Genomic DNA, 13042 nt, shown 5'->3' with positions numbered 1-13042 from the left:
AACGGGGAATTGCCGCGCACCCAGGCGGTGCAAAAAAATGCCGCCCCTTGGGGCGGCATCTCCATCGTGGCAACAACGGCGTCGTTTACAGCGGGTAGAAGGCGGCCTCGTCGAGGGCCATCAGTGGCTCGGCGCCGGCACGGATCTGCTGCTCTAGGGCCAGAGTGTGCGGCAGCATGCGGGCAATGAAGTGGCGCCCCACGCTGAGCTTGGCCTGGTAGAAGGCTGCCCCGGCCGGGCCATCCTGCCGCAGGCCCTGCTCGGCGGCACGCGCCATCTTCCACCACATCCAGGCATAGGTCACATGACCGAACAGCTGCAGGTAGTCGTGGGCGGCGGCGCCGAGCTCCTCGGGATGCCCATCGGCGGCCTCGAGCAGCGCTGCCGTGACCGCCTCGAGGCGTGACAGCTCCTGCTCACAGGCGCGCTGGAACGGTACCAGCGTGTCGCTGGCGGCGGTGGCCAGGTCGGCGCGCATCACTTCCGCAAAGCGCTCGACATAGGCGCCACGGTTGCGAAACAGCTTGCGCCCCACCAGATCCATGGCCTGAATGCCGTTGGTGCCTTCGTAGATCATCGCGATACGCGCATCGCGCACATACTGCTCGGCGCCCCACTCAACGCAGTAACCGTTGCCGCCGTAGAGCTGCTGAGCCTCGACGGTGGCGGCGAAGCCACGGTCGGTCAGAAAAGCCTTGGCCACCGGCGTCAGCAAAGCGACCAGGTCGGCGGCCTGGTCGCGTGCGGCGGCGTCGGGGTGGAACTTGACGCAGTCGAGCTGGCTGCCGACAAAGGCGGCAAAGGCTCGGCCGCCCTCGTTCCAGGCGCGGGTATTGAGTGCCATGCGCCGCACATCGGGATGCACCAATATGGGGTCTGCCGGCTTGCCGGGGGCCGCCGGGCCGTTTGGCGCACGACTCTGCAGCCGCTCACGGGCAAAATCCATGGCACTCTGATAGGCCACTTCGCCGAGCCCGAGCCCCTGGATGCCAATCGACAGGCGCTCGTAGTTCATCATGGTGAACATGGTCGCCAGGCCCTGGTGCGGCTCGCCGATCAGCATGCCCTCGGCGCCGTCGAAGTTCATCACGCAGGTGGCGCTGCCCTTGATGCCCATCTTGTGCTCCAGGCCACCGCAGCTGAGCGCATTGCGCTCGCCGAGCGACCCGTCGGCATTGACCTTGAACTTGGGCACCAGGAACACCGAGATACCCCGCGAGCCGGCCGGCGCATCGGGCAGCTTGGCCAGCACCAGATGAACGATATTGTCGACCATGTCGTGCTCGCCGCCGGTGATCCAGATCTTGCTGCCGGTAATCGCGTAGCGGTCATCGCCGAGCGGTTCGGCGCGGGTCTTGATCAGCCCCAGGTCGGTGCCACAGTGGGGCTCGGTCAAGCACATGGTGCCTAGCCACTCGCCGCGGTGCATGGGCGGTAGATAGGCCTGCTTGATGGCGTCCGGGGCATACTGATCGAGCAGCAGGGTGGCGCCATTGTTGAGCGCCGGATAGAGCGCAAAGCTGGCGTTGGTGGCATACAGCATCTCTTCGAAGGCCACCGTCAGCATCTTGGGCAGGCCCTGGCCATCATAGTCGGGGTTGCCGCCGAGGCCCAGCCATCCACCCTCGGCCAGGGTCTTGCAAGCCGCCTTGAAACCGCCGGGAGTGGTCACCTCACCGTCGCGCAGCCGGCAGCCTTCGGCATCACCACTCTGGTTGAGCGGAAACAGTTCGGCCTCGGTCACCTTGGCCCCCTCCTCGAGAATGGCATCGGCAAGCTCGGCACCAAACTCGGCGGTAGCCGGCATGGCCGCCCACAGCGCAGGGGCTTGCATCACCTCGTTGAGGACGAAACGCATATCGGTCAACGGTGCCCGGTAATAGGCCATGGTCTATCTCCTGATCGTCGCCGGTGATCGCCTACTGCGGCACCGGGCAAAATTCAAACGCTTGCTTGAATACTAGACCAACGGAGGACCCGCTGTCATAGCGACCTTGGGCGTAGACGCTCCACAAAAACACGGGGGCGCCGGCTGTGCCGACGCCCCCGCAAAGGGTAGTACCGATAGGCTTCAGGCGCGGGCGCCTGCAATTGCCTTCTTGACCAGCGGCAGGATCAGCGACAGCGCGGCGATGATCAGCAGCCACATGGAGATCGGCTTGTCGATGAAGATCGACCAGTCGCCGCCAGAGATCTGCAGCGCACGGCGCATCGACTCCTCCATGATGTCGCCGAGAATCAGCGCCAGGATCAGCGGCGCCGCGGGGAAACCGAACAGCCGCATCCCGAGGCCGATCAGGCCAAAAGCCAGCAGCAGCAGCAGGTCGAACACGCTGAAGCTCATGCCGTAGACGCCGATCATGCAGAAGATCAGGATCAGCGACAGCAGCAGCGGGCGCGGCATATCGAGGATCTTGGCGATCAGCGGAATCAGCGGCAGATTGAGCACCAGCAGGAAGATATTGCCAAGGTACATACTGGCGATCACACCCCAGAACACATCCGGGCGGCTTTCGATCATCGCCGGCCCGGGTGTCACGCCCATCACCAGCAGCGCCCCCAGCAGTACCGCCGTCGTCCCCGACCCCGGCACGCCAAGGGTCAGCAGCGGCACGAAGGAGCCGGTGCAGGCGGCGTTATTGGCCGCTTCCGGTGCCGCCACCCCCTTGATGTTGCCCTTGCCGAAGGTGTCACCGTCCTTGGCCAGGCGCTTCTCCATGCTGTAACCGAGGAACGAACCGATGGTAGCACCGGCGCCCGGCAGCACGCCGGTGAAGAAGCCGAGGATCGAGCTGCGACCGATCGGAGCGGCGATAGCACGGCACTCCTTACCGCTGAGCTTGAGCGAACCAATGGCGTTGCGCGGTTGCTCCTTGCCACCGCCCCCGCGCAGCAGCATATAGAACACCTCGGCCAGGGCGAAGATGCCCAGCGCCACCACCAGGAAGTCGATGCCGTCCAGCAGGTGGGCGCTACCGAAGGTGTAGCGCTCGGTACCGGTCTGCAGGTCGATGCCGATGATCGAGATCATCACCCCGATCACCGCCGCGATAAGGCCCTTTACCAGCGACTTGTCAGACAGCGAGACCACCGCGGTGAGGCCCAGTACCATCAGCGCGAAGTACTCGGCGGGGCCGAAACTGACTGCCACTCGGCCGAGCATCGGCGCGACCAGCATCAGGAAGATGATCGACACCGTGCCGCCGATGAAAGAGGAGTATGCCGCGATAGCCAAGGCCTTGCCGGCCATACCCTGCTTGGCCATCGGGTAGCCATCGAACGAGGTGGCGACGGTACCCGCCACGCCCGGCGCATTGAGCAGGATCGATGAGGTCGAGCCGCCGAAGATTGCGCCATAGTAGACGCCGGCCATCAGGATCAGGCCCGACGACGGCTCCATGGCAAAGGTGATCGGGATCATCAGCGCCAGGGCGCTTATTGGCCCCAAGCCAGGCAGCATGCCGATGATGGTACCGGCGAACACCCCGAAGAAGACGTAAGCGATGTTCATCGGCTCCAGCGCAATGCCGAAGCCATACATCAGGTTATTGAAAGCTTCCATGAAAGTATCTCTCTCACGTGACGTTAGCGTCGACTCAGAGCGGCAGAATGCCCGTCGGCAGATAGACACCCATGACTTTAGTCATGGTCAGATACAGCGTCAGCACCACGCCCAGCGATGCCGCCAGGTTGACCCCGTGACGGCGGTAGCCGTAGTACCAGGCCAACCCGAAGCAGAGGGTGGTGGAAGCGACCACGAAACCGATGGGTGCCAATAGCACCGCGTAGGTGGCAATGGCGATGGAGGTAATCACCACCCGCGACCAGGGGCGCATGAGCAGAGGTAAGGCCTGTTCATCGGCATCAAGCTCATCGGGAGTGTCCTGCGCCTTGGGTTTCTCCAGGAACAGCAGCAGCGAAAGGCCGAGCAGCGTAAAGCCCAGCACCTTGGGAAACAGGTCGGAATCGACCGGGCGCGGTAGCGGGAAGTTGGGGATCTGCCAGGCCATGGCCAAATAGCCCACGGCGACCAGTGCCAGGCACAGCGCCAGTATCTGGTTTGCGTTGAGTCGTGTCATGAGGAGTCTGCCCCGAACCCTGTGAGAGCGGGTTCAAGTGTCACATTCGAGAATGCGCGGGCCCCGCTAGCGAGGCCCACGCCGTAACAGCGCTGATGCAGTCGGCTCAGTCGCCGAGCAGGCCCAGCTCGCTCAGTACTTCGCTGAACAGCTCTTTCTGCTCGTCGAGGAAGGCACCAAACTCTTCGCTGTCCTGATAGGCATCGAGCCAGCCCAGCTGGTCGCGGGCCTCGACCCAGCCATCGGTCTCGAGCATCTCGGCGAACAGGTTTTCGTAATAGGACACCGCCTCTTCCGGCATGTCCGGGGTGCCCATCACGCCACGCCAGATATCGAAGGTGTAGTCGATGTCCTGCTCAAGGTACGTCGGAATATCGGCCAGCGAGCCACCCAGACGCTCCGGCGCAGACACGCCCAGAGCACGGATGTCGCTGTCTTCGCCCAACTGACCCGCGGCTTCACCGGCACCGGTAATGACCGCTTCGACGTGCCCGCCCATCAGATTGGTCATGGCTTCGCCGCCGCCGGAGAACGGAATGTAGTTGACGTCCGAGGCATTGAGACCAGCGGCTGAGGCCAGACCAGCGATGGAGATGTGATCCATGGAACCAGGCGCACTGCCGCCGCCGACGCTGAGGCTCGCATCCTCAGCCATCGCTTCCATCAGGTCATTGAGGCTCTCGTACTCGGAGTCTGCCGGGACCAGCACGATGGAGTAGTCGGTGATCAGGCGCGCGATCGGCGTAAAGTCGGTGTGATCGTAGCGCGAGGTGCCGGCCAGCGGCACCAGGATGATCGGCGGGCTGGTGGCGAAGATCTTGTGCGGGTTGCCAGCGTCGCGGGCAATCTGTGCCCAGGCCACGGCACCGCCGCCGCCGGGGGTGTTGATCGCGGCGAAGTTACGCTCGGCCAGGCCCTCTTCCTGGATCACCCGCGAGGTGGTGCGCACCAGGGTGTCCCAGCCGCCGCCCGGGTTGGCCGGGGCGATGAATTCGACTGAGCTGGTCGGCTCCCAGTCATCGGCTTGGGCGGTGGCGGCGCCAAAGGCCATGGTGGCGGCCAGCGGCAGGGCCAGGAAGGATAGACGGGAAAGTTTGGCGGTCATGGCGTTCTCCACTTGTTGCTTTGGTTGTTATCGGCACACTGGCGGTGCCTCGGTATCACTCGACTTGCACCCTAGTTCAGGGCGCTTCGCGCCGACAACCTTGTGTCGATAAACCGTAAAAAAACTATTGTAAGCATTTTGTTCATTTTGTTTTCGGCGATACCTGACGCTCATCCGCTTACACCCAGCAAGCCTTCAGCGTTACCGACCAGCCGGTAGCGGCGCTCCGGCCTTCCTACATCACCATAGCCCAGTTCGGCGCAGGCCACGGCTTCAGCGACCAGAAACTCCAGGTAGCGGCGCGCCGTAGAGCGGCTGGCACCGATCTTGCTGGCCAGCTGCATGGCGGTCAGCGGCCCGGCCTCCTCACGCAGTGCAGTGACCACCGCGCCCAGCGTCAGGCGGTCGATGCCCTTTGGCAGCGCCGCGCGTCCGCTCGGCGACGGTTTGTCGGCACTGGCCCGCATGCGCCCCAGGGTACGGTCGAGCTCTTCCTGGCTCATCTCGGCCTTGTGGTCCAGCGCCGCACGTTCCTGGCGGAAACGGCGCAGCATCTGCCCCATGCGCTCGCTCTCGGTGGGCTTGATCAGGTAGTCGAAGACACCGCCACGCAGCGCCTCGGCGATGGTCTCGACCTCCTTGGCGGCGGTGATCATGACGATATCGAGGTGCGCATGGCGGCGACGCATCTCCCACAGCAGCTCGAGCCCCTCGACGTCGGGAATATAGGCATCGAGCAGCACCAGATGGACATTGGCCGCGTCGCGCTCGAGCAGCGCTAGCGCCTCGGCGCCGGTCTTGGCCATGCCCACTACCTCGAAGCCTTCGCTCTGCTCGATGAAAGCACGGTTGATATCGGCGATGCGGAAATCGTCCTCGACGATCAGGATCCCATACACGGGTTCGCTCATCTGTTTCCCTATTGTTCTGTGCATTGCTGGCGTGCTGTGCTTGCGATCAGACGTCGCTGACGCTGGGCGCTCGGCACAGCGTCTTGTCGAGCACCACGGTGAAGCCGGCGCCGCCCAGCTCGCTGTCTTCCAACGTGATGGCACCGCCGTTTTCCTGGCACAGGCGATTGACCAGCGCCAGGCCGATACCGCGGTGCTTGCCGGGCTTGGTCGAGAAGCCTTCGCTGAAGATCGACTCGATCTGCTCGGGTGGCACACCGGGGCCATTGTCCTCGACCTCGATCAACAGCTGCTCGCCGAGGTCGGTGAAGAACAACCGTACCCGCGGCTGGCGCGGGCCGGCATCGGCATCGAGACCGGCGGCGCTGGGCGTGCCGATGCCCTGCACCGCGGCATAGCAGGCGTTATCGAGCAGGTTGCCGATCACCGTCATCAGCACTTCCTGGCCGTGCAGGGTCAGTGGCACGCTCAGCGAACTCTGCTCGTCGATTTCGAGGATCACCCCCAGCTCACGCGCACGCGTCAGCTTGCCCATCAGGGTACCACTGAGCACCGGGTCGGCGACGTGCCCCATCAGAAACGCCATTTGCGCCTGAGCCCGCTCGCTCTCCTGGTGGATCAGCGCCAGCGCCTCCTTGACCCGATCGAGCTGCAGCAGCCCGGAGATGGTATAGAGCTTGTTGGAAAACTCATGGGCCTGGGCGCGCAACATATCGACGTCACGGGTGACGGCGCTCAGTGCCTGGGAGAGATCGACGATCTCGCGCCGGCTGCGGAAGGTGGCCACCGCCCCTTCGACCACCCCCTCGTGAATCACCGGTACGCGGTTGACCACCACCGGGTGATCGCCCAGCCACATCTCCTGATCGAACTGCCGCTCGCCGCTGTCGAGCACCTCCATCAGCCGCGAATTGGGCACCACGTCCTGGACCGGCTTGCCGAGCACCTCGCGCTCGCTGGGCAGATCGAGGAAGCGCCGCCCCTGCTGGTTGAGCAGGGTGATCTCGCCATCGTGATTGACCGCCAGAATGCCTTCGTGGATCGACTGCAGGATGGCCTCCTTCTCCATCGCCAGGCGTGCGATCTCGTGGGGTTCCAGCCCCAGGATCACGCGCTTGAGGTGGCGCGACAGCCCGTAGGCACCGGCAAAACCGAACACGATCATCATCGCCACCAGCAGCCAGCCAAGGCTGGTATGCTCGCCAACGTCGAGCTCCACGCGGTCGAGCATGAAGCCCACCGAGACGATCCCGATGATATTGCCGTCGTCGTCGAATACCGGGGTCTTGCCACGCATCGCCTCGCCAAGCGACCCGGTAGCCTCGGAAACGTAGGACTCGCCGTGGATCAAGGCGCGGTCGTTGTCGCCGCCAACCATCGGCAGGCCGAGTCGCTCTTCCAGTGGGTGGGAATAGCGGATCCCCTGGTCATCGCCGACCACCACGTAACGCGCACCGGTCTCGCGTCGGATGCGCTCGGCAATGGGCTGGATGGTGGCGCTGGGATCGTCGTCGTCGAAGGCCTCGATCAGGCCAGGGATACTGGCCACCGAGAGTGCCACCGAGAGTGCCCGCTGGCCGATCTGATCGGCGATGATCTCGGCCTTGCGGTGATTGAGATAGGCGCCCTGGGCAAGCAGCATGCCGCCCAGCAGCGCGCCCACCAGCAGCATCACCTGTAGCCGAAAGCTGCGCAGCTTGAGCCCACGACGGGTGCGGCCACGCCGCCGCCAGCGGGCGACCTCGGCAATGACTTCGGGACGAGTTGGGGGCATCAGGGGCCTCGGCGAACGGGCGACGGCTCATTGTCGCACGCCGTGACCGCCGATCAAGCCATCGAGTGACGTGTCGCGCGTATTACTCGGCCGTGACGCGGACCGGTGCCGTACCACTACGCAGCATATCGAGCTCGCCGGCGGCACGTCGCGACAGGTCGATGATGCGGCCGCGCACGAAGGGGCCGCGATCATTGATACGCACCACCGTCTCGCGACCGTTATCGAGATGGGTGACGCGGACTCGGGTACCGAATGGCAGACTGGGATGCGCCGCGGTCAAGGCCTGCTGATCGAAACGCTCCCCGCTGGCGGTCTGACGCCCCTGGTAGCGATCAGCGTAGTAGGAAGCGACACCCTCCTCGACTGACGCCGCGCCGCTCGAATGTCGCGTGTCGCGGCTGGCGCAGCCACTGACGAGCAGCATTGCCATCAGCGCGACCACCAATGCCACGCCCCTGCTCGAAAACCTCGACGCGGCAATACTACATGCGAATCCTTGCATGGCCTGACTACCTCAACGGATATCGTCTTCAGGCGCTGTCCGCGTTGGCCTCCGGGGTGGGGTGCTTGCCCTCCTGCCAGCCACCGCTGCCAGCCTCGCGCGGGTTGAACCACGCCAGCCGCGCATGCAGCGCCACGACCTGGCCGACGATGATCAAGGTCGGCGGCTTGATAGTGCCCGCCGCAAGCGCGTCCGGCAAGTGTAGCAAGGTACCGACATGCACCCGCTGGAGCGCCGTGGTGCCCTGCTCGATCAGCGCCAGCGGGGTGTCCTCGGCGAGGCCGTGGGCGCGCAGTTGGGCACTGATGATCGGTAGTCCGCCCAAGCCCATATAGAACACCAGCGTCTGGCCCGGGTGGGCCAGGGTTGCCCAATCCAGCTCACAGCTGCCGTTCTGCAGATGCCCGGTGATAAAGCGCACCGACTGGGCATGATCGCGGTGAGTCAGCGGAATGCCGGCGTAAGCGCCGCAGCCCGCTGCTGCGGTGATCCCGGGGATCACCTCGAAGCCGACTCCCGCCGCGGCCAATGCCTCGAGCTCCTCACCGCCGCGGCCGAAGATGAACGGATCGCCACCCTTGAGGCGTACCACCCGCTTGCCTTGACGCGCCCAGTCCACCAGCGCCTGGTTGATCCCCTCCTGGGGCACGCTGTGCTGCGAGCGCGCCTTGCCGACGTAGAAACGCTGCGCGTGAGGATTGGCCATGGCCAGGATCTCCTCGCTGACCAGACGGTCATGCAGGATCACTTCGGCCAGCTGCAGACGCTTGAGCGCCTTGAGGGTCAGCAGCTCAGGATCACCCGGGCCGGCGCCCACCAGGGTCACCTGCCCCCGCGGGAAGTCGCGACGCCTGGCCAGACTGGCATCGGCGGATGATAAGGGGGAATGAGTCGAGTCGGCCATTCTAAAGAACCAAAAGATATAAGAAGCAGGATATATATGCCGCAGTTTAGGGCATCACAGCGGGCGCCGCCAGCCTGCCATACACACGACACCGCCCCGTCGGCCGCTGGCCGACGGGGCGGTGCTAGACTTTTCGCCCAACTCAGGTGTGACGAGATCGCCACAGCCGTGGACTGATGACTTCACCGACCACCACGACCAGCATCAGCAGGGCCAGCAACCACGGCCACTGCGATGCCAGGTGCAGGGTTGCGATACCCAGCGCATCGACGAAGATCAACAGGATACCCAGCGGACTGACATAGCGAATCATGAACAGCCACAGCGCGTGCTGGGTGTCGGACAGGCCGAGTTCCGACTTGAAGATCTCATGGCGCAGCAGGAAGCCAGCCATCAGGGCCATGGCAAGGCCGCCCAGCGGCATCATCCAGCGCGACGTCAGGTAGTCGAGCCAGTCGAAGACGTTGCGGCCCGCCAGGGTCCATTCGGCCCCCCAGTTGAACGACAGCATTGCCAGGGTGCTGACCAGCCATAGCAGGATCCCTACCCCCCATGCGGCGTGCTTGCGGGCGATCCCCTTGCTTTCGTTGAGCCAGGCCACGGTGGCCTCGATCATCGAGATCGATGAAGTCAGCGCCGCCATCGACAGCATCACGAAGAACAGGATCCCGAACAGCGTGCCCAGCGGCATCGACTGGAAGGCCAGTGGCAGGCTCATGAAAATCAGGCCCGGGCCCTCGCCTGGGTCCATGCCATTGGCGAAGATGATCGGGAAGATCGCCAGGCCGGCCATCAGCGCCACTACGGTATCCGCGGCGGCAACGCTAAAGGTGGTGCGGGCGATGGAGGTGCGATCGGGCAGATAGGCACCGTAGGTGAGGATCGCCCCGGAGGCCAGCGACAGGGTAAAGAAGGCGTGGCCCAGTGCGGCCAGCATGCCCTCGCTGGTAAGTCCGCTGGTGTCGAACGAGAACAGGAAGGCAACCGCCTCGCCGAAGCCACCAGAGAAGATCCCGTAGCCGATCAGGATCGCCAGCATGATCACCATGCCCGGCATCATCCAGCTGACGCTGCGTTCTATCCCGGCCTGAACTCCCTTGCCGACGATCCACATGGTCAGCACCACCACCAGGGTGCTCCACAGGCCGAGGTTGAAGGGGTCCTCATTGTTGGCATCGAAAATTGCCACCATGTCATCGACGCTCGATCCCCCCAGCGAGCCGCTCAGCATCTTCCACAAATAGGAGAACGACCAGCCGGCCACCACCACGTAGAAGGAGAGGATCATGAACCCGGCCAGCATCGCCATCCAGCCTACCAGCGACCACAGCCGGCCGTGTCCCGACTCGCGGGTGACACGGCGGATGGCATCGATGGGGCTACCGCGTCCGCGCCGACCAAAAGCGATCTCGACCATCATGATCGGCACCCCTACCGCCAGGATGCAGGCCAGGTACACCAGCACGAAGGCGCCGCCGCCGAACTCGCCTGCGATATAGGGGAATTTCCAAATGTTGCCGAGTCCCACCGCCGAACCGGTAGCAGCCAGCACGAACCCCCAGCGACCAAGCCAGAGATTCTTGGGTTGTTGTCTTGTCGTCATTGCAAAACCTATTGAGGAAGTTTGTTATTGTCATCGATAACCGAGCAATTCGCTATATAAATGCCCGCTACCATTTTCATCAGCCAAGTGAAGCGCCATTAACAACACAAAATAACGTTTCTTTTGAAACAATATGCCGCATCGAATGCCCCGGCAAGCGCTGATCGGCTACCGCGCTCCCCCTCGACCCAGAAAATCGTAACGATATGCTGACACCCGCTGCCCTGGCGCCATCGACTCTCGCACTCGGTTACACTGGGGCACGACTCGACCGCTACGACACAGGACATCCGCCGTGAGCCAAGCCCCCTCATCTCCGCCGCCCGAGCTGCAGCTGGAGCAGTTTCTGCCCTATCGCCTGGCCCATCTCGCCGAACGCATCAGCCAGTCGCTGGCGCAGATATACGCCCGCGAATTCGAGCTCAGCATTGCCGAGTGGCGCGTCCTGGCCTGGCTGCACCAGCGCCGTAGCCTCACCGCCAGCCAGATCTGCGAACTCACCGACATGGATAAGGCGCGGGTATCGCGAGCGGTCAAGTCGCTCGGCGAGCGCGAGCTGCTGGCTCGCCAGCGCACTCGCCGCGACCAGCGCAGCCTGCGCTTGAGTCTCACCGAGGCGGGCCAGGCGCTGATGGCCAAGGCGATTCCACTGGCCCTGGAGTGGGAGGGTGGACTGGTCGATGGTCTCAGTGCCGCCGAGTATCGCGACCTGTTCCGGCTGCTCAACAAGCTCGATGCACGCCTGGATCAGTTGACCGAGACTTGACCCGACAGGGGGCTCCCGCTAGATTTAGTTTCAAATGAAACTACAAGGCGAAGCAATACGCCTAGCCAGGAGCACCGACATGCAATCCCAGCCCGCCACACCGTCCTACCACAGCGGCTTTCGCAATCATGTCGCCAGCGAGGCGCTACCCGGCGCCTTGCCCGAGGGCCAGAACTCACCGCAGCGCTGCCCCTACGGCCTCTATGCCGAGCAGTTGACCGGTTCGGCCTTCACCGCACCCCGCGGCGACAATCTGCGCAGTTGGCTGTACCGCATTCGCCCCTCGGTGGTGCAGGGCGCCTACCATCCCCTCGACCACCCAAGCTGGATGACCGCCCCCACCGCCACGGCACTGGCCGATCCCAACCAGATGCGCTGGGATCCGCTGCCGCTGCCCACTGAGCCCACCGACTTCATCGACGGCCTGACCACCATCGGCATCAACGGTGACGTCGCCGCGCAGAGTGGCTGCGGGGTGCACGTCTATGCCTGCAACCGCAGCATGCAGCGCTTCTTCTATGATGCCGATGGCGAGCTGCTGATCGTGCCGCAGCTTGGCGACCTGATGGTACGCACCGAGATGGGCGTGCTCGAAGTCGCCAGCGGCGAAATCGCGGTAGTTCCCCGCGGCGTCAAGTGTCAGGTGCAGCTGGCCGAGGGCGTCGAGGCGGCGCGCGGCTATGTGTGCGAAAACTACGGTGCGCCCTTCGAGCTGCCTGGGCTGGGGCCGATCGGCGCCAACGGCCTGGCCAACCCGCGCGACTTCCTGACGCCGTCCGCCGCCTACGAAGACGCCCTGGGCGAGGTCGAACTGCTGGCGCGCTTTGCCGGCCGGCTGTGGATGACCCACCTCGATCACTCGCCGCTGGACGTGGTCGCATGGCACGGCAACTACGCGCCCTACAAGTACGACCTGGCCCACTTCAACACCATCAATACGGTGAGCTTCGACCACCCCGATCCGTCGATCTTCACCGTGCTGACCTCGCCCTCGGACACCCCGGGCATGGCCAATATCGACTTCGTGATCTTCCCACCGCGCTGGATGGTGGCCGAGGACACCTTCCGCCCGCCCTACTTCCATCGCAACCTGATGAGCGAGTTCATGGGCCTGATTCACGGCGAGTACGATGCCAAGGCCGAAGGCTTCGTGCCCGGCGGCGCCAGCCTGCACAACTGCATGTCGCCCCACGGCCCGGATGCCGAAACGTTCGAGAAGGCCAGCAATGCTGAGCTCACGCCGCAATACCTTGGCAAGACACTGGCCTTCATGTTCGAGAGCCGCTACCCGTTCCAGACCGTGCCCGGCGCACGCGATGCCGACTTCCGCCAGCGCGACTATGTCGACGTCTGGTCGACCCTGCGCTCGCACTTCGACGCCGAGCGGCCGTGATC

The 13042-nt window shown here is 64.2% G+C and carries 11 protein-coding genes; 2 read left to right on the top strand and 9 right to left on the bottom strand.

Translation table 11 applies throughout. The annotated features are described in order from the left end of the window. Nucleotides 1–85: 85 nt before the first annotated feature. The 9 genes from IEI94_RS03785 to IEI94_RS03745 form a co-directional block, all read right to left on the bottom strand. The gene (locus IEI94_RS03785) at nucleotides 86–1888 is read right to left on the bottom strand and encodes an acyl-CoA dehydrogenase C-terminal domain-containing protein (protein ID WP_191165739.1); all 1803 of its coding nucleotides are present in this window, start codon (nucleotides 1886–1888) and stop codon (nucleotides 86–88) included. A gap of 183 nt (nucleotides 1889–2071) precedes the next feature. Further along, nucleotides 2072–3562 carry a tripartite tricarboxylate transporter permease gene (locus tag IEI94_RS03780; RefSeq protein WP_191165737.1) on the bottom strand — a complete coding sequence of 497 codons (1491 nt, stop codon included), beginning with the start codon at nucleotides 3560–3562 and terminating at the stop codon, nucleotides 2072–2074. A 34-nt stretch (nucleotides 3563–3596) separates the two neighbouring features. After that, nucleotides 3597–4079, bottom strand: a complete 483-nt coding sequence (locus tag IEI94_RS03775; protein WP_191165735.1) for a tripartite tricarboxylate transporter TctB family protein — start codon at nucleotides 4077–4079, stop codon at nucleotides 3597–3599. 106 nt (nucleotides 4080–4185) lie between these two features. Then, the gene (locus tag IEI94_RS03770; RefSeq protein WP_191165733.1) at nucleotides 4186–5184 is read right to left on the bottom strand and encodes a Bug family tripartite tricarboxylate transporter substrate binding protein; all 999 of its coding nucleotides are present in this window, start codon (nucleotides 5182–5184) and stop codon (nucleotides 4186–4188) included. A 170-nt stretch (nucleotides 5185–5354) separates the two neighbouring features. Further along, complete coding sequence (locus IEI94_RS03765; RefSeq protein ID WP_191165731.1) at nucleotides 5355–6095, bottom strand: response regulator; 741 nt, start codon at nucleotides 6093–6095, stop codon at nucleotides 5355–5357. 46 nt (nucleotides 6096–6141) lie between these two features. Further along, nucleotides 6142–7869, bottom strand: a complete 1728-nt coding sequence (locus IEI94_RS03760) for a sensor histidine kinase (protein WP_191165729.1) — start codon at nucleotides 7867–7869, stop codon at nucleotides 6142–6144. Nucleotides 7870–7951: 82 nt separating this feature from the next. Beyond that, the gene (locus IEI94_RS03755; RefSeq protein ID WP_191166230.1) at nucleotides 7952–8296 is read right to left on the bottom strand and encodes a septal ring lytic transglycosylase RlpA family protein; all 345 of its coding nucleotides are present in this window, start codon (nucleotides 8294–8296) and stop codon (nucleotides 7952–7954) included. 106 nt (nucleotides 8297–8402) lie between these two features. Continuing rightward, nucleotides 8403–9278, bottom strand: coding sequence for a uroporphyrinogen-III C-methyltransferase (cobA, locus tag IEI94_RS03750; RefSeq protein WP_191165727.1), 876 nt, complete (start codon nucleotides 9276–9278; stop codon nucleotides 8403–8405). Nucleotides 9279–9420: 142 nt separating this feature from the next. Then, entirely contained in the window at nucleotides 9421–10881 is a 1461-nt protein-coding gene (locus tag IEI94_RS03745; protein ID WP_191165725.1) for a sodium-dependent transporter, read from the bottom strand. A 295-nt stretch (nucleotides 10882–11176) separates the two neighbouring features. Between IEI94_RS03745 and IEI94_RS03740 the strand changes: the two genes are divergently transcribed. Both IEI94_RS03740 and hmgA read left to right on the top strand, forming a co-directional pair. After that, a complete protein-coding gene (locus tag IEI94_RS03740) occupies nucleotides 11177–11647 on the top strand; it encodes a MarR family winged helix-turn-helix transcriptional regulator (protein ID WP_191165723.1) in 471 nt (156 codons plus the stop codon). Nucleotides 11648–11726: 79 nt separating this feature from the next. Further along, nucleotides 11727–13040: a homogentisate 1,2-dioxygenase gene (gene hmgA, locus IEI94_RS03735; protein WP_191165721.1), complete on the top strand. Its 1314-nt coding sequence runs from the start codon at nucleotides 11727–11729 to the stop codon at nucleotides 13038–13040. Nucleotides 13041–13042 lie beyond the last annotated feature (2 nt).

The organism is Halomonas sp. ML-15 (assembly GCF_014779595.1).
Lineage (GTDB): Bacteria > Pseudomonadota > Gammaproteobacteria > Pseudomonadales > Halomonadaceae > Franzmannia.
This window is presented reverse-complemented; position numbering and strand designations above follow the sequence as displayed.

What these genes read in the sequence shown, in the direction of transcription:
- IEI94_RS03785 (WP_191165739.1), bottom strand. Translation starts at nt 1,888, where the DNA reads ATGGCCTATTACCGGGCACCGTTGACCGATATGCGTTTCGTCCTCAAC.
- IEI94_RS03780 (WP_191165737.1), bottom strand. Translation starts at nt 3,562, where the DNA reads ATGGAAGCTTTCAATAACCTGATGTATGGCTTCGGCATTGCGCTGGAG.
- IEI94_RS03775 (WP_191165735.1), bottom strand. Translation starts at nt 4,079, where the DNA reads ATGACACGACTCAACGCAAACCAGATACTGGCGCTGTGCCTGGCACTG.
- IEI94_RS03770 (WP_191165733.1), bottom strand. Translation starts at nt 5,184, where the DNA reads ATGACCGCCAAACTTTCCCGTCTATCCTTCCTGGCCCTGCCGCTGGCC.
- IEI94_RS03765 (WP_191165731.1), bottom strand. Translation starts at nt 6,095, where the DNA reads ATGAGCGAACCCGTGTATGGGATCCTGATCGTCGAGGACGATTTCCGC.
- IEI94_RS03760 (WP_191165729.1), bottom strand. Translation starts at nt 7,869, where the DNA reads ATGCCCCCAACTCGTCCCGAAGTCATTGCCGAGGTCGCCCGCTGGCGG.
- IEI94_RS03755 (WP_191166230.1), bottom strand. Translation starts at nt 8,296, where the DNA reads ATGCTGCTCGTCAGTGGCTGCGCCAGCCGCGACACGCGACATTCGAGC.
- cobA (WP_191165727.1), bottom strand. Translation starts at nt 9,278, where the DNA reads ATGGCCGACTCGACTCATTCCCCCTTATCATCCGCCGATGCCAGTCTG.
- IEI94_RS03745 (WP_191165725.1), bottom strand. Translation starts at nt 10,881, where the DNA reads ATGACGACAAGACAACAACCCAAGAATCTCTGGCTTGGTCGCTGGGGG.
- hmgA (WP_191165721.1), top strand. Translation starts at nt 11,727, where the DNA reads ATGCAATCCCAGCCCGCCACACCGTCCTACCACAGCGGCTTTCGCAAT.